Raw genomic sequence first — 23,765 nt, 5'->3', positions numbered from 1 at the left:
CACTGTTCTTCTGAGCAAGACATCATTGCATGGGGCTCGGGCTGGATATGTCGCGATTGCGGTCACGAATGGGCCATGCCCATTCAAAGTCACCATCACACTGTGAATTCATCATCACATAAGGAAGCTTAAAAATATGAACACCATTTCACACTTACAACGGGGCTTAGAACGCATCGCTATTGTTATCAGTATTTTGTTATGCCTTTGGATCACTGGCGTATTGTTAACACACTTCCAACTTATCGCTCTCATCATGAATCCGTATGGGATCACATTGATGTACTTCGTTTTATATCTCTTGGCTTTGGTTACCCCACAACTCTTGGCGCAATTAGGCCTATGGGTTTTGAGTGCCTTTAAAGGGATTGATTATAAAATCCATTTCAACCCCAAATTAATTGCCATTATCTCGTCCATCATTATCGGGTTAGCCCTCTCTAGTCTCCTGATTATCATGTCATCCAGTTGGTTATACGGTTTTACTGAAGGTATCGCCACCACGATATTGCTGATTGATTTGCTTATCGCTAGCGGTATTACCTTTTATCTTCATCGACGAATTCGTCACTGGGTTTCAGTGCAACTAAACCGTCAGTCATCACATTAACTATGATCAGCAATTTTTGTTGTGAATGTCTTATTCACCAGATAACCACCGAATACGCCATATCAGGGAAAACCAAGCACCCATTAGACGGTGTTCATCAAGCGTGAATCTGACGTTTCTATTTATGTTGATAGGAATTTATAATGAAAAAATATGTAGTTGTAACTGTATTGGCCTCACTGTGGTTGATGACATCACCAGCCACTGCCACCAGCCAGCCCCCTAAAAATACCATTTGGGAATATAAAGGCGATGGCGGTAAAACCTTATGGCAAGTGTGTGGAAGCCAAAACAGCACCTGTAGGATTGTAGGCTCAACCAAACATTATGTTGCTGTACTGAATCATAAATCCGCTTCAGGTTGTGCATTTGGTGATTTTTATATCGTGGCAAGAACTGACGGAAACTGGCAACAACGCGATACAGGCACTTGTAGCCCTAATGCTTATGTCCAAAAAGGAACCATTAATAATGGTCAGTACTCCTCGGTCGATATTGGTGTTGGCGGGACAATTGTAGCCCGCTATCCCATTGGGTATTGGAGTATACAAAAAGAGTTCTCAGGCAAGAACCGACCGCGCTGGAAAGAAAAAGACCGTACTAAAGGTGGATTGCAAACCAATCAATAATAAATAACATTCTCGCTACCGTTACTTGTGGTAGCGAGGACGATACAAAATAACAAAAGGTAACGTAATGAATAAGATAAAAAGTGTATTTGCGATAGGATTATTGGCATTCAGTGCATTTAGCTTCGCTGAAGAACAACAGCGTTATGCGAGCATCACACATACGAGCTCAAATTTTATTAATCAAGGTTACTGTGGTTATTCATTTACTCTCGATAATGGCGGTAACCATATGGTTCTAGACCATGCGGAGTTTGGTGCGCTTGAGATAACCTTAAGAATGAAAGATGGGCAAGGAAAAGTATTAGGGGATACGGTACTGGAAGTGGAACCTTTTGGCGATTCTAGCGCCACTCGTGCCACTTTTGCTGGATTGGAAATTCCTTGTGAAGATGTTGCTGAGTTTGAAGTGGTTAAAGCCGTGGAAGATCAGAACGGACGTAAGGTTGAGTTACCACTATCCATTTTTCAGGCCAATAATCCAGAGCTGGCGAAAATGTCGGTGGCTGGAGAAAAATAATTATTTATAATAGCAACTAACCTATTAAAGATGCAGGTATATTTGCTTGCATCTATATTCTTCTTGGATGGCTTATGAGTTTTTTAGATAAGGTTGAAAGGTTCATTACCTATTTGGTTTTTATTCTATATATGGTTGCTAATCTAACCTTACTAGGTAAAGATTTTTCTTTCAAAAAAGAAATTATCATTTCTCTAGCTGTCTTACTAATAATTATTAGCTTTTTTCTATGGGATTCTGTTAAGACCATATCAAGAGATTTTATTTATGTAGATAAGCAAAAAGCACAAAAAAAACCATCGGGTATAACAACATTAATATCATGCTTTATTTTTATGTTGATGATATTTTTTATGAACATCAATCAGATAGAGTGTGCTCGTTGGAGCCTGTTAGGTTTTGTAATTGCAGTTTTAATTAACTCTGCATTATTGTTTTATGATCTTGAAACTAATGGCTATGGTATTTTTAATAAAGCAAGAATAACATTTGGAATAATAACATCTATTATTTATTTTATTTCTAGTGCATTTGCATCTAGTGTTTTTCTAAATATAAGCAATATGGATTTGGCTAAAACTCCTATGGTTGAAATTAGCCTTGAAGTGATATTTTTTGCGTTTTTTGCATTTTTATTCCTTCAGCCTTTAACATATTTTTTCTTTTTACATTTATCAAATAAATTGAATGTTATCCAAACGATAGCAAGTTTACTTCTTATCGGTATTACTTCAATTGCATTAGCTTTGGCGCCAATATGGCTAGGTAATTTCATGGTGTTATCACTTGATTTTGCTACAAATTTTGAGTGGAAAACTTCAGCATATTGTGGGCAGAGGAAAATAAGTAATCCTAAAGAAAGATATTTTGGTTTTCATGCTGATAAGTATACTGTCTATTATTCCGATAGAAATGGAAAATGGGGATTTGAAGAAATAAGATGTATAAAAAATCAAAATGGCGATGATTCTTTTATAAAGTTATCTATAGATGAAAACCCTATGCCTAAGTGGTTTAATGATTCCGAGAAAGAGTAAAGTAAAATACTTTACTTAAATAAGGTCTCTTACAGGGTACAATGCAATAATACCATGTTAAAGTTAGTGATGTTGGTCAGCTTACTAGCATCACAATTACCTGAATTGGATAACCATCAGAAAAAGTAAGAATTTCATCTGTTGGTACATGCGTTGGTATAAATAATTTTATACTTTTATATTTTAATTTAGATCATGAGGTTAAGTATTATGTGCGAGTCCGGCCTTCGCACCAAAACCAAACACTGAAATTAATCCCATCAACTTCACTAATTTCTCAACAAACTAAAATCCCCTATTATTTACAGCATTCCTCCACAGGAAAAACCATAAACAAAACCACCTAACCCTCATTGTTTAAAAACTTGCTCCCGATGCCAATTAATAAACTCATCACTAGGATATTCTGCAAGGTTTTTCGGTAGGTAAATTGACTTATTTGAAAATGCCCAAAATAATTGCTCGACCATCTGGCTGCCATTAACGCCGCTAGAAACCAGCAATTTCATATTCTCGTCAATACTAATCGCGCCCATATCAAATGCGGAATGATGCAATGAACATAACGCAATACCATTATTTGTCGTACATGGCCCGCCAAACTGCTTCCATTTAATATGTGCAGCCTCTAAACCAACAACCGCGCTGTCATAGCGCAGGTTATAGCCGCATATTGCACATTGATAATTGTATGCCCGTAAAATGTTTTTTCTAAATGCAGGATCTCGGATTTTACGAATTTCTTGCAATGGGAAATCGAGGCGATTTGCAATGATATCCTGAACGTTTTCAGGAAAATGTTCGCTTAATATTTGTTGCGCTAATTTATCAATTAAATTGGGTTTAGCCAGAAGGAGTTGATAGCTTTCTGGATTAAATCCACCCAATACATTTTGCTTGATAAGCTCATTTTTTGAGGGCTGTTTAGTCTTCTCTTGTAAAAGACATTTTTCGTGAGACTCTAAATCCCAAAATCCATCCCGCGCTAATCGCCAAAAGGGCATATTAGGGTAATGTTCTCGACGTGATGGGCAAAAACTCACCAGCAAATCTAATAGCGGCTGATGGATCTCTTTTCCATAGTTAAACAGCCGCTCATGTCCCTTTCGATACTCTGAAAGTGCCAATAGGAGCAATAATGGTTTATGAGGAGCCCTTTGATCGCCTTTGCGCCATGTCAGGATATTAGAGACTTTATCTTGCAGTATTTTTTGAGTACACATAGTGATTATTATTTGTCACATCATTTGCTTAGTATAATTTAATGTATAAATAATTCTATGATATATAAATATGCCGGTCACTTACCCTCCGATAAAAATATTAAGTATAATCAATTGAGTACATTCTCAATTCATTCTGTTATATCACTCAATTCATCCTTTCAAACAAATCCCAAAATCCCCCCATTCCAACCGCACAAACTAAAGCGACTTGCACCACCAAGATACAAGCCGCTTTTTTATATGCTACAAATACGAATTAAAAATACGAAATTAAACTAGTACATATACTTAATGCCAAACACAGCTTGAGTATCACTGTAGCCAGAATCACCGAGCTGCTGAGAAACGTTCCCCCACAGGTTCAAGTTCGAGTTAATCTGGCCTTCAATACCGATTTTCACTTCCCCAATATTGCGGGTTCCAGCCACATTAAACTGCTTGCCATCCATACTCACACCATACTGTTTAGTGTTATAAATCCAGTTGGTTTCGACAAAAGGCTCAAAATTTCGACCTTTACCTTCATCAATGGCATTGTGACCATGCAGGTAAGCTCGTAATCCCAGACGCGTACGGATATTGTTCTCCCCGCTGCTACTGACGAGGGTTCCATTCGCTTCGGTATGATCATTCGCTTTCACGCCTTGCCACGTCACTTGTGCTTTAGGTTGCAGATAGAAAGTATTGACCATCTCATTGGTGGTGTATTCCCCCATTTTGAAGGTATAACCGGACTCAACAGAAGCCGTCATGCCTCGGGATTTATATTTCTCAGTGGCAAGCTGATAACCATTAACCTCATGATCAAACCAGTTATACTGTGCCCAAGTATCAACATATAACCCAGATTTATCCGCCTCATTTGCATACCAAGTACCGTAAAGCCCTACGCTGTAACCACTTGTATTACCTTTTGAATCATAGCCATTACGGTGATTTTTGGTTTTGCTGTTCTGGTGAGCATACCCAGCCATTACCCCCACATGGTAACGATTAAGCCCATCGGTCGACCAATCGGCAATATCACCACCGAGCTGGACAACGTAACGGTTATCCCGTGTATTTAGCGATCCTTGCGCCACTTGAGAACGATTAAAGCCACCCACATTACGTAACCACATTGAGGTCACTTTGGTTTCGCCCGTTAACGCATCGGTGTACTGAGTTTCGCCCAAACGGTCATGCAGTCGCAGATCAAACAGAGTATTGGCCGCTTGCATATTACTGATGTAAGTCCCCACTTCTGGTCTAGGTGGCGGTTTAACAGGGTCGACAGGTTTAACAGGGTCGACAGGTTTCACAGGGTCGACAGGTTTCACGGGGTCGACAGGTTTCACGGGGTCGACAGGTTTCACGGGGTCGACAGGTTTCACGGGGTCGACAGGTTTAACAGGATCGACAGGTTTCACAGGGTCGACAGGTTTAACAGGATCGACAGGTTTCACAGGGTCGACAGGTTTCACAGGGTCGACAGGTTTCACGGGGTCGACAGGTTTCACAGGGTCGACAGGTTTCATGGGGTCGACAGGTTTAACAGGGTCGACAGGTTTCACAGGGTCGACAGGCTTCACAGGGTCGACAGGCTTCACAGGGTCGACAGGTTTCACAGGGTCAACAGGTTTAACAGGGTCAACAGGTTTCACTGGGTCGACAGGTTTCACAGGGTCGACAGGTTTCACAGGGTCGACAGGCTTCACAGGGTCGACAGGTTTCACGGGGTCAACAGGTTTCACGGGGTCGACAGGTTTAACAGGGTCTACCGGCGGCTCCACATACAAACTGGTCAAATACCAGTTGTTATAGTTGGTACCTGGAACATAGCCACCGCGCAGCAGCGTGTAATCATAAGCGCCCGCAACAATACGCCCACTTTGCTTAAACTCCCCAAGGGAACGACCTGCAACGGTAATCAGCTCAATGCCTTTTTCCGTTTGTGCGCCTTTTCCATGAATATTATTCACATAAACCGTGGTATTGCCGGTACTATCGCCATTGATAATTAATTTATCTGTTTTTGAATCATCCCCACCCAGTTCAGTATTGAAATAGAGAGAACCATTATCAGCCTTATAATCATTAAGAACATTTAAATGCGTTTGTGTTTGGTTGTCTCTTGAAAGCTTAACGACTCCACGGTTATCCAGTGAGGAAATAGTTTGCCCAAATCCATTGAGGTCAAACTGGCTGAAGTTTTTAACATCGACACGGCTTCCAAAGGCGTTTTGATTACCGGCCTTTAACGCGCCATCGTTGATGACCACAATGCCACTGTGCAGGTTGTTATCTCCTGCAAACGTGATGGTATTGGTATTGTTCTTCACTACATTAATGGTATTAATCAGGTTTGGGGCAAAATCATTATCATTTTGATAATTGAACACGAGTCCAGCCTGCATAGGGAGTTTATCGCTATCAAACTGGTAGTTATTTTTGCCAGTGAAGCCTTCGATACTCTCGGTATTTAATTCACCCGCTAGACCACCATCACCATGATAAATAACAGCATTAAAGTAATTACTGTCTTTGTTTAAATTGATTTTGTGGGTAGTGACGTTCCCGCCAGCCAGCAGGTTCAGAGTGCTTTTTCCTAGAGTCATTGGGAGAAGCTGTGTTTTACCGAGGGTTATCTCTTCTGCAGAGACCATGCCACCGTCAGCAATGGTAATTTCATGGCTGACATTATCCCCTAAAATAAGGTCATTTTGAGCGGTAATTTTTGATTGTTCGCCAGTCACGATGACGGTTGGATGCGGTCGGTTGATGTCGTAAGGGTCAACTGTTGGGGAATCACCCGTTCCTAATATGATATTTTTAGCGTTTATTTCAGCGCCATCTTCGACAGTTAATAAGCTTCGTAAATTTCCTCCTGTCGTAAAATTTTCAGACACATCAATTGATGAATCTTTGCCTGAGATTAATAAGGAGACAGGGGAATTATCACTCCAGACTTTATGTAAGCCAGCATGGAAGTTTTTAGCTTTAATTTTACCGCCAGACAAAATATTCAGTTCACTGGGGGTATCTGGATCGGCATTTCCAAAGTTTTTGGCAAAGTAAACGTCTTCTTTAACGTTTAATAATCCATTATTTTTGATATTTAAAACCGTTTTTAGGGATGCTTCGTCATAGTTTATGCCCATATCATGCATGACGACATTTTCAGCTTCAATAACACCGTCATTATCGATATTGATTGTGACAATGCCGATTGGGAATCGATTACTGTTAAATGACGAGGCGGTTAAATCTTGATTAACCTTTAAGATGGAACCTTTGCCATCGACATTTAAGGTATATTGCGCTTCCTCGTCTAGATTGGCACCCCAATAATTACCCATAGAAAACTTATCGGTATAAACTTGAGCGCCATTAAGAATATCAATACCTGATTGCGAGGGTGTTTTTGTGTATCTGTTATGAATGCTGATGACACCAAGATTCAAGGTACTTTTGTTATTCCAGATAGAATCGCTTCCTGAAACCGTCACATTTCCAGATTCTCCGAAAAAATCAGTGATCACTGTGCTATTGGTTTCTAATGTCCCAGATTTAATAAGAACTTTCCCATTTCTTATATATAAATTATCAAGATCTAAAATTTCATTTTTATCATCTAACTCTTTGACTTCACCATTTGTAATGGTGGCAGCATGACCTGTTGAAGCCATTATCAGTAAAAGAAGATAATTGGCGGGGTAATAACGTTTTTTATTTTTCATGTGAAACCATCCTTGACGTTTAATTTTTATAAATTAAATCAAGTTATTAGCAGTGTAATGATGCCCAGCGAGCTGTTAGGCTACTGATGCAGTTACAGGATTATTTAAATTATTTTTAAGCTCTTATTATTAAATTAATGAGCATTGATTTTATTGGTGAATTTTTTTAGCCTTTAATAAAGTTATCTAAATTTGACTAATTAAGTGGAAAAGTTAATGACAATGTTATCGCTTGGATCTGTGTGTCTAATTTATAATTCTAATAACTATAATAGGTATAAAGAATACCTATTTTGTATTAGAACTATAATTTCGAGAACTATAATCAAGCTTGTTATTATTTTCCAAGTGTTTTATTCAAGAATTAGCACTCATGATCCTTTTATCTAAATTGAGAAAATAAATGGTTTTTAATTTTGAAAGTGGAATTAAAACGGTTTTTTAATCCTAATGTTAAGGGTGAGAATGATTCTTTATCATTGATTTTCATTAAGATAATTCTTAATTGGGATTTATTTTACCTGCGTGATTTTTCAATTACGTAATTTGTTTTTATCCGTCCTGGTATTACCAGTTTTATTTTTTAACGATAATTAAAAATATATTTTTCATTTTTTAATGGATTTTTTGATAGGTTTAAATATTAATAAAAAGATATGAAAAATAATTTCTTGATTATTATTTTTATATGAAAACTAAATTCTTTTATGATTTATAAAATATTTTCGTTGCTACCAAATACTTTTCTCCATTGCATCGGGCTAACCCCAAACTTATCCTTAAATACCTGCCTAAATGTCACGGAGGATTGAAAGCCTGCTAATTCAGCCACGCGTTCAATAGAGAAGGCTGAGCTTTCCAGAAGTTCTTGGCTGCGATTCAAGCGGGCAACGGTTAGCCATTCGCCGATGCTAATGCCTGTCGCTTTTTGAAAATGACGAGTGAGGGTACGACGGCTCATGGACATCTTATTGGCAAGCTCATCGATAGAGTGGGGGAGTTGTAGGTGATTTAGCAGATAATCGAGCAGTTGATTAATGCGTTGGTCACTGGTGTTACGGGGAATAAGCTGTTCAATATATTGTGTTTGACCGCCGTCTCGATGGGGCGGTGTCACCATTCTGCGCGCCATTTCATTCGCTATCTTGGCGCCAAAACGTTGTCGGACAATATGCAAACAACAGTCTAGGGCGGCGGCAGTTCCTGCGGACGTTATTACGCCCTCATCTTCGGTATACAGCACATTGACATCTAGTTTGACCTTTGGAAATAACTGCTGAAATTCTTGTTCAAATTTCCAATGGGTGGCGGCTTTGTGGTTATCGAGCACGCCTGCATAGGCAAGTACAAAGGCACCTAGGCATAAACCTACCAATAAGGCGCCATTTTGTTTTGCCTCATTAATTGCAGTAAGTAAGGGCTCACTCGGGCGCTCATGAATTTTTTCCCAAAATGGGATCACCACAATATCTGCGGTTTTGAGGGCTTCGAAGCTGTATTCTGCATTGACCGCTGTTCCCTCTTTAGACCAGACTAACCCCGTTGTTTCAGCACATATTCTTCGTGAAAACAGCGGTTTATCCGTCATCATATTGCCAAAGAAAATCAAAGGAACCGACAAATGGAAGGTGCTAAACCCTTCAGTGACCACAATTGCAACGGTGGTTGTTTTCATTGAACGTTCCTTTATGGCAGCAAGTGGTAGAAAAGCAGTCAATGACAGAAAACAGCGGTGATAGCGATTTTAAATAGAGACAGTTTCACCGTCTTTCGGGGCAAAAACCGCATCGGCCAAACCATTTACAGCTGCGTAATTGAGCAACTGTTGCCGAGTGACTAAGCAGTGATTAATGGCTTCCATATGGGTACCAATAATCTTTGCATTTGGTCTTATCTGCCGTACTTTCAGCATATCTTCTTGTCCAAAAATAATCGAGCCGTATCCCAAGATATGCGCCCAGCCGGTATTCATGATCACTACATCGGGCGAATGAACCGCCAAGTTATGTTCGATAGCGGAAAACCAAATAGAATCTCCCATTAAATACAGCACCTGTTCAGAAGGGTGTTTAAATATCACGCCGGAAGCATCTCCCAATCGTTCACTTAAAACAGGATTTTCATAAGCAAGGTCAGAGCCATGTTGGCATTGGGTTTTAATTAAATGAATACCCGCAAACTCCGTGGATTCAGACAAAATGCAGAGATTAGTGAATCCTTGAGAAGATAATAGCTGTTTATCGTGTTCATTCTGAACAAAGATGAGCTTATCTTTCGGAATGGCTTTTACAGCGGCCTCATCCCAATGGTCTAAATGAGTGTGTGTGACAATAATCGCATCAACCTCCAATAAACTATTAATGTCGCAGGGTAGGTCAACCATAGGAATACGAATATGTGAATTGGCGGTGCCTTCAAAGCCGGGGTAGCTTCCTTTTTCCCCTAACATGGGGTCGATAAGAAATCTTTTGCCCGCATAGTCGATGATTTGTGTGGCATTGCGAATTTGGGTAATTTTCATAAAAATCGCCTTATTAAGTGAGTTGATAAGCTCGTGGCTCAATAAGGCGATTATGATGTTTTTGGGCAAAATCACCGCAACCATTAGGACAATTAGCGATGAGATTGGGTCAAATCATTGATATAAATAATCTATTTATTTTTCGCTCTGTATGATTAATTCGCAAGATATCCTATTGAGTTCAATAAATTCATTCCAAGTGTATTGATCCTTATAATGCAATAAATATTGCTTATCAACACGGCATATATCCGGCCGACTATCATAAACAGTACATAGCTTTTCTATTTCATCATAATTTTTGCATGTACCGTCACCTCTATCTAAGAATTGAGTTTCTATAGCTCTATTTACGTGGCGACAGCAAGCTCCGCATTTATTGCACGGAAATGAATGTATCATGTCTAGTTTCATAGAGAATTTAACCAATCTTCAAATGCCCCTTCTTTTTCAATATCATAAGGCATATCGATATTTCTTCTTTTAATCTCTTGATTAAGAATGATTTTTCTCTCATTTTCAGAGTTGGTTTCTTGCAAGGAGTTTACAAATATCTGCATTTCATCAGTATTGAAATTGAATTCGATTTTGGCGAGTTCTTCTACGTATTTATCTAACTCTTGGTTAACACTTTGATAATATTCTAATGTTAACTCATATTTATCTTTGAATTTATTGAGGAAGGCCCACAGTTTATTCATTAGCGCACTGTGTTCTAAAACATAGCACAGTGTTAAGGTCAGTAACCCTGAAGCTAATGCACCAAGAAAAAAAGAAATATCGCTACCGAATGGGAAAGTTAGCATAGCATTCAATGATGAAGTTATCATTGAGCCTAGGAAAACAGAAACGCTGGTTGCGATGATTTTTATCGAAGATTTAACTAGGTCACCTAGAGATAAATTTTCTGGATTGAAAAATAATAATTTTACGGCAGAGACTAAGCTACTCCATGATTCTCGAATTAATTTTCCGATAAGCTTTGATGATGTAAAAAATATGTTCAGTAGTGTGGTTGTGATGCTAGCGAATAAACCACCAAAAAAACCATTTTTAAACTCACTGAAAAAGTCACTAAATCTTATTTTTAGCCTTTCCCATATTTTTTCTAGAGTAGTTCCAATGTCATGTAAGAAATCGCTGAATGTAAAATTAGTTTTATGTTTTTTAATAAGCTTGGGAATGGATTCTTTCAGTTCGAACCACATTTCAGCAAATACAATGCCTAGCATTTGCCTAGTGCCCATTCGGAATCCAGTATTTAATGATGACGATGCGGAGCTCAATAAAAACTTACTGCTACTATAATAAGTACTGCTAATTTCTGCTTCATAAGCTTTTCTGGCTTTTTTATCGACAGCTGCCATCGCATCAAAATTAGCTTTTTCTTTGTTTTTAAGAGACTTTAATTTTTTTAGGTCAGCACTAGTCGGATTTTTTTTGTTTTCTAATGTCAGTATTTCTGATTTTATATCACTTAACTGGGAGTTAAGTTTGTTAATAAAATCAGTCATTTTGCTTGCTTTTTTTGATTTATTTATTGTTTCGTTGGTAAATGTTAAATTTGACTCTCTATTGGCTAGATCTGAGCCATTCATGTCAGCCAATACTCTAGCCGGGTCATTATGTATTTCATAAGCGGCAATAATATGGTCTAGATTGATATTATCATTTTGTGAGAACACATCGCCGGTGTAAGAATCTTTTAAATCACCAGCAAGTTTTTTTTGCTTTCCTACTTTGTTTGTCTCTTTATAGTTATTATGGCTGTGATATTCATGAGAGTCATATTCACTTCGGTTTTCGTATTTACTTTTTTCTTCTTGAGTCGCCCAAGTGCTGTTTCTAACATTATGAATAGTATCAACATCGCCTCCCTTTTTATCTTTTAATAATAAAAAATCTAATCCAAAAGATGTGACAAGGCTCTGAACCACAGTATCGTTAACTTCTTTTTGCCAGTTATAGTTTTTATTTATCATATTATGTTACCTTCGGATAGCCTAACATCGCAGGCTATCCGTGAGTTTAATTTATAGAGTTAAGATAAGATGTGGCGCCCAGCTATTTCTAATTGCTCATCTAATTTTTCATTGTTTAACTTTTGTAATCCATTGCTATCGGTTTGAATCTCAATTACCCCATCAACAATGATTGCTTCTTGGTCTTTATTTAATTTAGGTTTGAACAACGGAGTGGTGATGAGATCAGTCATGATTTTTGCAAGCTTATAACCATTTTCGATGACTGTTTTGACATCTTCGTCAATAACCAAAGGATTTTTATTACCCGCCTTTTTGTTTTTTTCGATCGTATTATTTATTTCGATCAATTTTGTTAGGTATGGTGCAAAAATTTCAAACTGAGCATTTAATATGCTGTGTATAGAAACAACATACTCTTTTGTTTTTTCTAGGTGTTTAGACGCTAGATTCATTTTTTGTATAGCAGAATTAACTTCACTGCGAACTTTTTGAGCATTTTCTAGTGCTTTTTCAGCATGGCTAGCATATGCCCATCCTGCAATGGCTAATATTGGTGCTACAACTGCGCCACCTAATACCATTGCACCTCCGGCCATTCCCCATCCACCAGCGGCGAGAGAACCACCTCCGATAGCTGCCATTGTTGCATTATAGGCGGCTGCGCCAGATAAGGCTGCAATAGGTGTTCCTGTTGATGCTGCGGCGAATGCCATGACGCCACCATAGACGGCAAAACCCGCAGCGGTACCTGATACACCAGCTCCTACAACTGTACCTAAATATTCAGTGGCGGAAATAGCGAGATTTTCAATTTTATTGATTTCATTACGTGGAATAGAAATGGTTATATCTTTACCAGACTCATTGAGTTGTTTAAGAATGCTTTGAGCTATTATGTTGAATTTATTAAAGTCTTCACCAATTTTTAATTCTAAATGGCCTAACTTTTCTAATTCTAGTGATGTCTTGTCATTCACTAAATCAAGACATTCTTTTTTTTCTTTATAACACCCCTCTGCATTTGACAATATATCCTCTGCTTCTGATTTTGTTTGATATCCATCATAAGCTTTTTTTCCACCAAAAGCGGCGGCTGCTATTGCTGCACCAGCAATAATAAATGGGATAGCCATAATATTCCTCTCAGTTTAGTTTCAATGAATAGTAACTTTATTGTTGATTTAGATAATTAATTAAATTTGCTTCAAGTTTAGATTTCAACCAGTTAGGCTCTAAAATTTTTATTTCTGGAATCCAATATAGTATTAAAGGTAAAATTTGTTTTTCACTTGTTACTGAACAAGAAATGACCAGATTGTTATTTTCTTCGTGTAGGATTTTTTGATCTGGTAATAATTCTCTTCTTTTAAAATAGTGTGAAATAGAACTAGAGATAGATACTTTAACTGTAAATTGAAGATCACTTACCCATGGGTTTTTACAGCTTATTAACTTGTTGCCAATATTATCGTCATATGAAAATTTTTCTTTAGAAATATCAAGCCATTCAATTCTGCTAAGTGAAAATGATTTTAATTGACCATTTTCTTTTGCGTTTAGATACCAAACGGTGTTATGACATATGAGCTTGTATGGTTCTATACTTCTATTTTTCCCTTTGTAGAAAATATTGCATTTTGCTTTGTTTTCAATGGCATGGTAAATTTTGTCATAATATTTTCTTAGGTAGTTTTTTATAGAGTACTCAATACCTTGAAATTTAATAATCACGTTCTCATTTTTTATTGTGGCGGGAATTCTTTGTAAGAAAGAATGGTTGAAATCTGGTAGGTATTTATCCACGCCAAAAAATGAAGTCATTTTATGATACTCAATAGCATTAGATAGCCCATACTTTGAGTTACCTCTATGTTCTAAAATTAAACTTAATGAACTTAAATCTCGATAGATAGTTCTTTCACTCACATTAAAACGTAGTGCCAGTTCATATTTATCCACTTCACCATATAAATATGAGTCTAAGATAATAGTAGCTAATCTTATACCTTGATTTTTTTTGTAATTAGTCATTTTTAGATATTTGAGTTATTGCCATTTGCCTAGAATATCAAAACAACTGACAAATAGCGTCAGTTTAGTGTATTTAAGCTAATGGGATTTTTCTTAAATTATATTTAACTCATATATGAGTTAATTTTGTTTAATATTTAATCCATTAACTACTGCTAATAATTCTGGGAATACCTACATTTAGTAATTTATATGAATTCTGGATTTAAATGTAATTAATTACTTAATGTTATAATCAATACTAAATATTAGTTGTGATTGTACACGAACAATCAATCGATATTCTTACCGTTACGCCCACCCCCCCTTTCGTCATTACTGTCGAACTCCCACCCCACAAAACCCCAACCAGCTGATAAATAACAATATTATTTCTGGCACAAAAAATGCTTAGGTGTCTGCAACAAACTTAAGATCCGACTGATTTTATTGGAGGGGAAAGCGAATGAATCGCTTTGTAATTGCAGACCCACAACTGTGTATCGGATGTAACACTTGCATGGCGGCGTGCTCAGAAACGCATAAAGCCCAAGGATTACAAACATATCCGCGACTAAAGGTGGTCAAAGTTGGCGAGCTAACCGCACCGATGCTCTGTCGTCAATGTGACGATGCCCCGTGTGCGCGTGTGTGTCCGGTCAATGCCATCACCCACGAAAATGACATGATTGTGCTGAATGAAAGCCTGTGCATTGGTTGCAAACTGTGTGGCTTGGTGTGCCCATTTGGGGCGATTACACCATCAGGCAGCAAACCGGTCGATATGCCTGATTTCTTTGAACAATATGTTCCAAAAGAGATGCTATTAGATGTGCCAGATAGCCTCCCAACCATGAATCCTTTCCTTGCGTGGAATGCGGGAATTCGCAATGTCGCCGTGAAGTGTGACCTGTGTGATTTCAGTGACGAAGGGCCAGCTTGTGTCAAAGTCTGCCCAACCGATGCCCTCCATCTGGTGGAAGAACACCAACTCGAAAACGAAAGTGCCAAACGCCGCAGCGCATCTGTCGATGCCATGCCGCCAGAGTTCGACATTTTTGTTGCTGATCGGGAGAACCCATAATGACACCTCTTCAGTTACTTTTATGGTCGGTGATTTTCTACGCGGTGGGTGGCTTTGTCTCGTTGCTCTTTAAACGCCAAGAAAAGCTCGCCATTTATGTCGCGGGAATTGCTGCCATGATCGGCGGTGTGCTGGGCTTATGCAGCTCTATTCCGGTGCTAATGAATGGCGAAGTACTCACTTACCTGTCGCAAGGCCCATTCCCGTTTGCCAACTTTGTCGTCCGATTAGATAGCCTCGCCGCCTTTATGGTGATGGTGATTTCGCTACTGGTGACTGTCAGTGCCCTCTATTCCTTAAACTATGTTCAGGAATATTGCGGTCGTGGCGCGTGGAGCATGGGATTCTTCCTGAACCTGTTTATCGCCTCGATGGTCGCCTTGGTGGTGATGGACAACGCCTTTTATTTCATCATCCTGTTTGAAATGATGTCGCTAGCCTCTTGGTTCTTAGTGATTGCCGACCAAGATGACAAATCCATCCGCGCGGGTCTGCTGTACTTCTTTATTGCCCACGCCGGTTCGATTTTAATTATGATCGCCTTCTTCTTAATGTGGCGTGAAAGTGGCAGCTTAGATTTTGACTCCTTCCGCCAGCTTTCACTTTCACCGGCGATGGCTTCGGTAGTCTTTTTACTGGGATTTTTTGGTTTTGGTGCCAAAGCCGGGATGCTCCCACTGCACAGCTGGTTACCGCAAGCTCACCCCGCAGCACCGTCTCACGCATCAGCATTAATGTCGGGTGTGATGGTAAAAATAGGTATCTTTGGGATCATCAAAGTAGGTATCGACTTACTCGGTGCCACTCAAGGCTGGTGGGGCATTGTGGTGCTGGCATTCGGTGCAGTCTCCTCGGTTCTTGGGGTTATGTATGCACTGGCTGAGCACGACATCAAACGCTTATTGGCTTGGCACACCGTCGAAAATATCGGGATCATCCTGATGGGGGTTGGTGTGGCGATGGTCGGCATGGCAAACAATATGCCTGTGCTGGCAACCATTGGTCTGCTCGGTGCGATTTACCACTTACTCAACCACGCCGTCTTCAAAGGCTTACTGTTCCTTGGGGCGGGCGCTGTGATCTACCGCGTGCATACCCGTGATATGGAAAAAATGGGCGGCTTGGCGAAGTTAATGCCACTCACTGCAACCGCGTTTTTAATCGGCTGTATGGCGATTTCCGCGCTGCCACCACTCAACGGCTTTGTCAGTGAGTGGTATACCTACCAATCTTTATTCTCCATGAGCCATGAAGGCACTTTTATTATGCGCATCAGCGGCCCAATCGCCATTGTGATGTTAGCCATCACCGGGGCATTGGCGGCAATGTGTTTTGTGAAAGTGTACGGCGTTAGTTTTTGTGGTGGTGCTCGCAGTGAGCAAGCCACTCATGCTCGCGAAGTGCCATGGACAATGACCGCCGCGATGCTGATTTTAGCAGCTATCTGCGTGATTTTAGGGGTAGGCGCGACCTATATCGCTCCGGTTTTAGCCAACGTGGCAATGTCCCTGACACACGCCACCGATATCACCGTGGCGCAAGGGGCGATGCTAGTTCCAAACAGCGCGTCTCAAGCGATGATCTCTCCAGCCATGACGCTGATCCTGTTGCTCGCACTGCCTATCATTCCACTGATTATCTACATGGTATTTAAAGGCAAACAGCTCGAAGCGCGCCGTAAAGGGGATGCTTGGGCGTGTGGTTATGCATGGGAAAAAGAGATGTCCGTATCCGCGGGAGGCTTTACTCAGCCGCTGCGTTCTATGTTTGCACCGCTGTATCGCCTGCGTACTCAGCTCGACCCTTCAGCGCGTTTAGCGCAAACCTTAGAAGTGACGAAAGAGGGAGCAGGGAAGGTGGAACCGTTCTGGGATGAGAAAATTATCTACCCGCTGGTTCGCGTGATTAACCGAATAGCAAAACGCATGCAATGCCTGCAAGGCGGGGACTTCAGGCTCTACTGCCTGTATGTGGTCGCGGCCTTGATCGTGTTGCTTGTTGTGATTGCGGCGTAAGGAGAGAAACCATGTCGATTCAAGAAACACCCACATTGATGACAGGGATCTTCGCCGTCGTTCAAGCCGTGGTTTTACTGCTGCTGACGCCGCTGTTCACAGGGATCTCCCGTCAAATTCGCGCCAAAATGCATTCCCGCCAAGGCCCCGGTATTTGGCAGGATTATCGTGATATTACCAAGCTACTGACACGTCAATCCGTCGCGCCGCGTGATTCTGGCATTATCTTTCGCATCATGCCGTATGTGCTGCTGGGCAGCATGTTGCTGCTAGCGATGGCGTTGCCAGTGGTCACGAACACGTCACTGTTTAGTGGTGCAGCCGACATCATTATCGTGCTGTATATCTTCGCGTTATTCCGCTTTTTCTTCTCACTTTCTGGTCTCGATACGGGCAGCCCATTTGCGGGTATCGGTGCGAGCCGTGAACTGACACTTGGCGTACTGGTGGAACCGACGTTATTCCTCGGCTTGCTAGTCGTAGCTCTGATCGCTGGCTCCACCAATATTGGCACCATCAGCGCTACGATGAGTGAAGGCTGGGTGTCTCCAACTGCCACGTTATTAGCGCTACTCGCTTGCGGATTCGCGACATTTATTGAGATGGGCAAAATCCCATTCGACGTGGCGGAAGCGGAGCAAGAGCTGCAAGAAGGTCCATTAACCGAATACTCCGGTTCAGGATTCGCGATGGTGAAACTGGGCATTGGCCTGAAACAAGTGGTCGTTGCGGTTCTGTTCCTGTCGATTTTCTTCCCATTCGGCAATGCCGGAGTCTTTACTGTTGGCAGTGTGCTGTTAGCGATGGGATTAATGCTAGTGAAATTATTGGTGATTTTCGTGCTGGCGTCGCTGGTCGAAAACAGTCTGGCTCGTGGTCGTTTCTTATTAACGCACCATGTGACTTGGTTAGGATTCGGTGTTGCGGCACTCGGATTCGTCTTCTACCTCACCGGTCTATAAGGAGCGACGAAGCATGTTAGAAAATATTGCACTAGCAACCTTGATAATCCCGTTCATCGGGGCGTTGCTGGTCAGTGTGCTACCCACCCGTCTAGCGCCGTGGCTAAGTACCTTAGTTGCCTTACTGGCGTCTTTGGGAACGGCAGCATTAGGCTGGCTCTATTTAGACGGTGGCAAGGTCGCCACTACACTGGAGTTAATCCAGACAGGCGATGTCGCGCTGTTCGGTTTTACTGTGGATGGCGTCAGCACGCTGATTGCGTTTGCGGTGGTGTTCCTTGGCTTCTTGATTTGCCTCTATTCAACGGGGTATCTCACTGAAGGAAACCGTGAACACGCTCATGGGCCAACTCGCCGTTATTACGCTTTCTTGCTGATCTTTATCGGTGCGATGGCAGGGGTTGTGCTCTCTTCCACTATCTTAGGGCAATTGGTGTTCTTCGAAATTACCGGTGGATGTTCTTGGGCGCTCATTGGTTACTACCAAACTGAAAAATCCCAGCGTTCAGCGATGAAAGCGTTGCTCATTACCCATGTTGGCTCACTCGGCTTATACATGGCGGCGGCAACTCTGTTTATCAGCACCGGAACCTTTGCTCTGAGCGCCATTGACCGCTTGAGTGAATCCCAAAGCCTGATCGTGTTTGGCGGTATTCTGTTTGCAGCATGGGGTAAATCAGCCCAGTTACCACTGCAAGCCTGGCTACCCGATGCGATGGAAGCCCCAACCCCAGTTAGTGCTTACTTACACGCCGCCTCCATGGTGAAAGTGGGTGTGTATATCTTTGCCCGTGGCTTGATGTCTTCCACCCATGTGCCAGAAATTATAGGTTGGGTGGGTGTCGTGATGGCGGTCATCACACTGGTGTATGGCTTTATGATGTATCTGCCGCAGAAAGATATGAAACGTCTGCTGGCATGGTCAACCATCACGCAGCTGGCGTATATCTTCCTCGCTTTATCCTTATCCGTTTTCGGTTCCAAAGAAGCCTTCGATGGCGGTATCGCGTATATCTTCAACCACGCATTTGCGAAAAGCCTGTTCTTCTTAGTGGCGGGCGCGCTGAGTTATAGCTGCGGTACCCGTATGCTGCCACGCTTACGCGGTTTGGCAAAGCGCTACCCATTACTCGGTGTGGGCTTCTGTGTGGCGGCACTGGCCATTGCGGGTGTTCCACCACTTAACGGTTTCTTCAGTAAATTTCCTATCTTTGCAGCGGGCTTCGCGCTGTCTGAACAGTTCTGGGTATTAACGCCAATTATGGTGTTGGTACTGATTGAATCTGTCGCGAGCTTTGCATGGTTGCTGTACTGGTTCGGTAAAGTGGTTCCGGGTGAACCTAGCGAAGAAGTGGCAAACGGCAGCGCAGTTCCTTGGGCAATGCAGTGGGTTATTGGCTTACTGATCGTAATGTCCTTCTGTTCTAGTGTTATCGCCGTCATCTGGCTCGGTTAAGGGAGAGAAAGCATGACTGGTTCAATGATTGTGAATAATTTAGCAGGGCTGATGATGATCACGTCGCTGCTGGTGATCGGCGCGAAAAAGCCGGTGGTCTCTTGTTGGTTCTATGCGTTGCAGTCGCTGGTGTTAGTGGCGATTTTCGGCACGTTATCTTACACCCTCAACGCCCCTGAATTGGCAATGTGGGCAGGTACCGCGTTCGCCACAAAAGTGGTTTTAGTGCCGCTGATTATGGGCTACGCCTTCCGCAAATTGTCCGACCCAACCGCTAACGGCGGGGTGATTAGCCCAGCTTGGTTGATGTTAGCGGCAGCGGTGATTGTGGTGCTGTGCTGGTTTGTGGTCGAGCCAATTAAACTGCCACTGGCGGCTGATTTAAAACCTGCTTTAGCAGTTTCTCTTGGGCACTTTATGTTGGGACTGCTGTGCATCGTCACTCAGCGCAATATTCTCAAGCAAGCCTTTGGTTACTGCCTAATGGAAAACGGCTCCCACCTGACCCTAGCGTTACTGGCGTATAAAGCCCCTGAGCTGGTGGAGATTGGTATCGCCACAGACGCCATTTTTGCAGTGATCATTATGGCGGTATTGGCTCGTAAAATTTATCGCACGCTCAACACACTGAACGTGGATCAACTGACCGCGCTGAAGGGGTGATGAGATGAGTCAAACAATGTTATTAACCTTATTGATGGCAACCCCGCTGGTGATTTCACTGCTGGCGTTCGCCTGCCGTTTATTGGGTAACGGTGCAAAAATCCCTGTCACTCTGATCCATGCTATTGGGATCACGGCATTGCTAGTGTTATCGATCTGGATGGTTGGCACGATAGATAAAGTCGGTGATTTGCTGATGGCAGGTCACTGGATCCACCTTGATAGCCTTGCCGGGTTATTCCTCGCTATCTTAGGGATCGTCGGCTTCCTGACTGGCTTGTACTCTATCGGTTATATGAACCATGAAGTGCATGAAGGGGAAATTAGTGTTGGAACCTTATGTAACTATTACGGTTTCTTCCACTTATTCCTGTTCACTATGTTGCTGGTGATCACCAGTAATAACCTGATCTTAATGTGGGCGGCGGTCGAAGCGACCACCTTAAGCTCCGCGTTCTTAGTGGGCATTTACGGTCAACGTTCTTCACTGGAAGCGGCATGGAAATACATCATTATCTGTAGCGTAGGTGTGGCGTTTGGTCTGTTTGGTACTATTTTAGTGTATGCCAATGCGGTGAACGTCATGCCGGATCCTGAAATGGCGATTTTCTGGACGGAAGTCCTGAAATATACCGACCTTCTCGATCCAACCTTGATGCATCTTGCCTTTGTCTTTGTGTTAATCGGTTTTGGTACCAAAACCGGTCTTTTCCCAATGCACGCCTGGTTACCGGATGCGCACAGTGAGGCACCAAGCCCAACTTCGGCGTTGCTGTCTGCGGTGCTGCTCAACTGCGCACTGCTGATTATCATCCGTTACTACATCATCGTCACTTCATCAATTGGTGGCGAATTTACGCAAACCTTATTGTTGGTGTTCGGATTAATGTCCGTCGCGGTGGCTGCGTTTTTTATCTTGGTACAAAAAGATATGAAACGTTTGCTGGCCTACTCCAGTGTGGAAAACATGGGGCTGATCGCGGTGGCATTAGGTATCGGTGGGCCTTTAGGTGTACTGGCTGCGCTGCTGCATACCTTAAACCACAGTTTGGGTAAAACCTTGCTGTTCTGCGGTTCCGGTAACGTGTTACTGAAATATGGCACTCGCGATATTACGGTGGTGAAAGGGCTACTGCGCACTATGCCATTTACCGCGGTGGTGTTTGCGGGGGGCGCATTAGCACTGGGTGGCATGCCGCCATTCAACGTCTTTTTAAGTGAATTTATGATTGTGGTGGCGGGGCTGGTCGCTAACCATTTCTGGTTAACCTTGCTGGTGCTGATCTTGATTACGGTAGTGCTGGGCGGGTTGATCCGCATGATCTCCAAAACCTTATTTGGCGAACAACCAGAGTGCGTAGCGCGTGGTGAACTGGGCATTTTAACCACATTACCAATGGCGATTTTGATTGTACTGATGCTGGTGATGGGAACGTATATTCCTCAACCTGTCAGTCGCTTACTGGAAAATGCCGCGACAATCGTGCTCAAAGATAGTGCGACAGTCGACCACCAAATTACCACCTTAAATTATCAATGGCCGTGGGGTGCAAGCACCTCCGAACCTTCATCGCAGGAGAAATAACGTGAGCTATCAGAATTATACAGATACCCTTCAGGGCGTTCGCAAAGGCGCGGGCTATCTGGCAAAAGTGCGCGAGAAATTTCCTCATGCCATGCTGGAAGAGGAGTGGCAAACCGCCAACCAAGTCACCATTACCGTCAAAACCGAGATGCTGCCAGACGTGGTGGAATTCCTCTATTACGGCTGTGGCGGTTGGTTGCCGGTGTTATGGGGGAACGATGAACGTCCTCTCAATGGGCAGTTTGCAGTTTATTACGCACTGTCGATGGAAGAGGGAGAAAAATGCTGGGTAACGGTGAAAGCGTATGTCAGTCCAATCACCCAAGAGTTCCCATCTGTAACGCCACGGGTGCCTGCGGCTGTGTGGGGAGAGCGTGAAATCCGTGATATGTACGGTTTACGTCCGGTGGGCTTGCCGGATGAGCGCCGCTTAGTGCTGCCGGATGATTGGCCGGAAGACCTGTATCCGCTGCGTAAAGACACTATGGATTACCGTCAGCGCCCAGCGCCAACCACCGACACAGAAACCTACGAGTTTATCAACGACAGCAAAACCCAAAGCCGCATCGTGCCAATTGGTCCGCTGCATATCACGTCCGATGAACCGGGACACTTCCGCCTGTTTGTGGATGGCGAGCGCATTGTGGATGCGGACTACCGTATGTTCTACGTGCACCGCGGGATGGAAAAATTGGCTGAAACCCGCATGGGCTACAACGAAGTCACTTTCTTATCTGACCGCGTATGCGGCATTTGCGGCTTCACCCACAGCGTGGCATACACCACCTCTGTGGAAAATGCGCTGGGTATTTATGTGCCTCAACGCGCTCACACTATTCGTAGCGTATTACTGGAAGTGGAACGTCTACACAGCCACTTGCTGAATATCGGCTTAGCGAGCCACTTCACCGGTTTTGATACCGGTTTCATGCAGTTTTTCCGTGTCCGTGAAAAATCCATGACTATGGCGGAATTACTGACAGGCGCCCGTAAAACTTACGGTACCAACTTAATTGGTGGGGTTCGTCGTGACTTCTTGAAAGAGCAGCGCGTGAAAACCATTCAGCTGGTTAAAGAGATGCGCCAAGATGTAACTCAGCTGGTGGACATGTTGCTGAGTACACCAAATATGGAGCAGCGTACCGTCGGCGTCGGCCGCCTCGATCCACAAGTTGCTCGTGATTACAGCCCTGTGGGACCGATGATCCGCGCCAGCGGCTTCAAGCGCGATGTGCGTTTCGACCACCCATTTGCGGACTACGGCAATTTACCAAAAACCTTATTCACCTTAGATGGTTGCGATGTTTATTCCCGCGTGATGGTACGCATTAAAGAGACATTGGACTCTCTGTCGATGATTGAATATGCCCTCGACAATATGCCAGAAGGCCCAATTCTGACGGAAGGCTTTACCTATCAGCCCCATAAATTTGCACTGGGCTATACCGAAGCGCCGCGAGGTGAAGATGTTCACTGGAGCATGCTCGGCGATAACCAAAAACTGTATCGCTGGCGTTGCCGTGCTGCCACTTACGCGAACTGGCCAGTGCTGCGCTATATGCTGCAAGGCAACACCGTTTCCGATGCGCCATTGATTATCGGTAGCCTTGACCCTTGTTACTCCTGTACTGACCGCGTGACGCTGGTGGATGTGAAAAAACGCAAAGCGAAAACTGTCGCGTACAAAGAGCTCGAACAGCACAGTATCGAGCGCAAACATTCGATTATGAAATAACGGAGGGA

Annotated in this window: 16 protein-coding genes and 3 pseudogenes; 11 read left to right on the top strand and 8 right to left on the bottom strand. The window is 42.7% G+C overall.

The genetic code is table 11. From position 1 onward, the window contains the following. Window positions 1-136: 136 nt before the first annotated feature. The 4 genes from GKR74_RS06450 to GKR74_RS06435 all read left to right on the top strand — a co-directional run bounded on the left by GKR74_RS06450 (window position 137) and on the right by GKR74_RS06435 (window position 2,796). A complete protein-coding gene (locus tag GKR74_RS06450) occupies window positions 137-610 on the top strand; it encodes a hypothetical protein (protein ID WP_154602975.1) in 474 nt (157 codons plus the stop codon). Between the two features lie 143 nt (window positions 611-753). Next, a complete protein-coding gene (locus tag GKR74_RS06445) occupies window positions 754-1,239 on the top strand; it encodes a hypothetical protein (protein ID WP_154602974.1) in 486 nt (161 codons plus the stop codon). A gap of 67 nt (window positions 1,240-1,306) precedes the next feature. Beyond that, on the top strand, window positions 1,307-1,759 hold the full coding sequence (locus GKR74_RS06440) for an IrmA family protein (RefSeq protein ID WP_154602973.1): 453 nt from the start codon (window positions 1,307-1,309) through the stop codon (window positions 1,757-1,759). Between the two features lie 74 nt (window positions 1,760-1,833). Beyond that, entirely contained in the window at window positions 1,834-2,796 is a 963-nt protein-coding gene (locus GKR74_RS06435; protein WP_154602972.1) for a hypothetical protein, read from the top strand. 302 nt (window positions 2,797-3,098) lie between these two features. Here the strand turns inward: GKR74_RS06435 and GKR74_RS06430 are convergent. The 8 genes and pseudogenes from GKR74_RS06430 to GKR74_RS06395 form a co-directional block, all read right to left on the bottom strand. Continuing rightward, a pseudogene (locus tag GKR74_RS06430) lies at window positions 3,099-4,019 on the bottom strand (phosphorothioated DNA-binding restriction endonuclease). Between the two features lie 278 nt (window positions 4,020-4,297). Continuing rightward, window positions 4,298-7,741, bottom strand: a complete 3,444-nt coding sequence (locus GKR74_RS06425) for an autotransporter outer membrane beta-barrel domain-containing protein (RefSeq protein WP_230089129.1) — start codon at window positions 7,739-7,741, stop codon at window positions 4,298-4,300. A 712-nt stretch (window positions 7,742-8,453) separates the two neighbouring features. After that, a complete protein-coding gene (locus GKR74_RS06420; RefSeq protein ID WP_154602970.1) occupies window positions 8,454-9,416 on the bottom strand; it encodes a GlxA family transcriptional regulator in 963 nt (320 codons plus the stop codon). A 69-nt stretch (window positions 9,417-9,485) separates the two neighbouring features. Further along, on the bottom strand, window positions 9,486-10,262 hold the full coding sequence (locus GKR74_RS06415; RefSeq protein ID WP_154602969.1) for an MBL fold metallo-hydrolase: 777 nt from the start codon (window positions 10,260-10,262) through the stop codon (window positions 9,486-9,488). Window positions 10,263-10,397: 135 nt separating this feature from the next. Then, complete coding sequence (locus tag GKR74_RS06410) at window positions 10,398-10,664, bottom strand: YkgJ family cysteine cluster protein (RefSeq protein WP_230089138.1); 267 nt, start codon at window positions 10,662-10,664, stop codon at window positions 10,398-10,400. Window positions 10,665-10,666: 2 nt separating this feature from the next. After that, window positions 10,667-12,244: pseudogene (locus GKR74_RS06405) on the bottom strand (cobalamin adenosyltransferase). Window positions 12,245-12,303: 59 nt separating this feature from the next. Continuing rightward, the gene (locus GKR74_RS06400) at window positions 12,304-13,380 is read right to left on the bottom strand and encodes a chemotaxis protein (RefSeq protein ID WP_154602966.1); all 1,077 of its coding nucleotides are present in this window, start codon (window positions 13,378-13,380) and stop codon (window positions 12,304-12,306) included. A 37-nt stretch (window positions 13,381-13,417) separates the two neighbouring features. After that, window positions 13,418-14,278 (bottom strand): helix-turn-helix transcriptional regulator, encoded by an 861-nt coding sequence (locus GKR74_RS06395; protein ID WP_154602965.1) that lies wholly within the window; start codon window positions 14,276-14,278, stop codon window positions 13,418-13,420. Window positions 14,279-14,723: 445 nt separating this feature from the next. Here GKR74_RS06395 and GKR74_RS06390 point away from each other — a divergent pair, with 445 nt between their 5' ends. The 7 genes and pseudogenes from GKR74_RS06390 (at window position 14,724) to GKR74_RS06360 (ending at window position 23,757) form a co-directional block, all read left to right on the top strand. Next, the gene (locus GKR74_RS06390) at window positions 14,724-15,341 is read left to right on the top strand and encodes a 4Fe-4S dicluster domain-containing protein (RefSeq protein WP_154602964.1); all 618 of its coding nucleotides are present in this window, start codon (window positions 14,724-14,726) and stop codon (window positions 15,339-15,341) included. Then, window positions 15,341-17,356, top strand: coding sequence for a hydrogenase 4 subunit B (hyfB, locus tag GKR74_RS06385; RefSeq protein WP_154602963.1), 2,016 nt, complete (start codon window positions 15,341-15,343; stop codon window positions 17,354-17,356). The genes GKR74_RS06390 and hyfB overlap by 1 nt, the downstream gene beginning before the upstream one ends. An 11-nt stretch (window positions 17,357-17,367) precedes the next feature. Further along, a complete protein-coding gene (locus GKR74_RS06380; protein WP_154602962.1) occupies window positions 17,368-18,318 on the top strand; it encodes a respiratory chain complex I subunit 1 family protein in 951 nt (316 codons plus the stop codon). Window positions 18,319-18,331: 13 nt separating this feature from the next. Next, window positions 18,332-19,774 (top strand): hydrogenase 4 subunit D, encoded by a 1,443-nt coding sequence (locus tag GKR74_RS06375; protein WP_036949173.1) that lies wholly within the window; start codon window positions 18,332-18,334, stop codon window positions 19,772-19,774. A gap of 12 nt (window positions 19,775-19,786) precedes the next feature. After that, a pseudogene (hyfE, locus tag GKR74_RS06370) lies at window positions 19,787-20,434 on the top strand (hydrogenase 4 membrane subunit); the annotation flags it as partial. Window positions 20,435-20,441: 7 nt separating this feature from the next. After that, window positions 20,442-22,022, top strand: a complete 1,581-nt coding sequence (locus tag GKR74_RS06365) for a hydrogenase 4 subunit F (protein WP_154602961.1) — start codon at window positions 20,442-20,444, stop codon at window positions 22,020-22,022. 1 nt (window position 22,023) lies between these two features. Beyond that, entirely contained in the window at window positions 22,024-23,757 is a 1,734-nt protein-coding gene (locus tag GKR74_RS06360; protein ID WP_336431309.1) for a hydrogenase large subunit, read from the top strand. Window positions 23,758-23,765 lie beyond the last annotated feature (8 nt).

Origin of the sequence: Providencia sp. wls1914, assembly GCF_009706645.1 — a bacterium.
GTDB classification, from domain to species: Bacteria; Pseudomonadota; Gammaproteobacteria; order Enterobacterales; family Enterobacteriaceae; genus Providencia; species Providencia zhijiangensis.
This window is presented reverse-complemented; position numbering and strand designations above follow the sequence as displayed.

Coding starts and splice junctions, on each gene's coding strand:
- GKR74_RS06450 (WP_154602975.1), top strand. CDS start 137: ATGAACACCATTTCACACTTACAACGGGGCTTAGAACGCATCGCTATT.
- GKR74_RS06445 (WP_154602974.1), top strand. CDS start 754: ATGAAAAAATATGTAGTTGTAACTGTATTGGCCTCACTGTGGTTGATG.
- GKR74_RS06440 (WP_154602973.1), top strand. CDS start 1,307: ATGAATAAGATAAAAAGTGTATTTGCGATAGGATTATTGGCATTCAGT.
- GKR74_RS06435 (WP_154602972.1), top strand. CDS start 1,834: ATGAGTTTTTTAGATAAGGTTGAAAGGTTCATTACCTATTTGGTTTTT.
- GKR74_RS06425 (WP_230089129.1), bottom strand. CDS start 7,741: ATGAAAAATAAAAAACGTTATTACCCCGCCAATTATCTTCTTTTACTG.
- GKR74_RS06420 (WP_154602970.1), bottom strand. CDS start 9,416: ATGAAAACAACCACCGTTGCAATTGTGGTCACTGAAGGGTTTAGCACC.
- GKR74_RS06415 (WP_154602969.1), bottom strand. CDS start 10,262: ATGAAAATTACCCAAATTCGCAATGCCACACAAATCATCGACTATGCG.
- GKR74_RS06410 (WP_230089138.1), bottom strand. CDS start 10,664: ATGATACATTCATTTCCGTGCAATAAATGCGGAGCTTGCTGTCGCCAC.
- GKR74_RS06400 (WP_154602966.1), bottom strand. CDS start 13,380: ATGGCTATCCCATTTATTATTGCTGGTGCAGCAATAGCAGCCGCCGCT.
- GKR74_RS06395 (WP_154602965.1), bottom strand. CDS start 14,278: ATGACTAATTACAAAAAAAATCAAGGTATAAGATTAGCTACTATTATC.
- GKR74_RS06390 (WP_154602964.1), top strand. CDS start 14,724: ATGAATCGCTTTGTAATTGCAGACCCACAACTGTGTATCGGATGTAAC.
- hyfB (WP_154602963.1), top strand. CDS start 15,341: ATGACACCTCTTCAGTTACTTTTATGGTCGGTGATTTTCTACGCGGTG.
- GKR74_RS06380 (WP_154602962.1), top strand. CDS start 17,368: ATGTCGATTCAAGAAACACCCACATTGATGACAGGGATCTTCGCCGTC.
- GKR74_RS06375 (WP_036949173.1), top strand. CDS start 18,332: ATGTTAGAAAATATTGCACTAGCAACCTTGATAATCCCGTTCATCGGG.
- GKR74_RS06365 (WP_154602961.1), top strand. CDS start 20,442: ATGAGTCAAACAATGTTATTAACCTTATTGATGGCAACCCCGCTGGTG.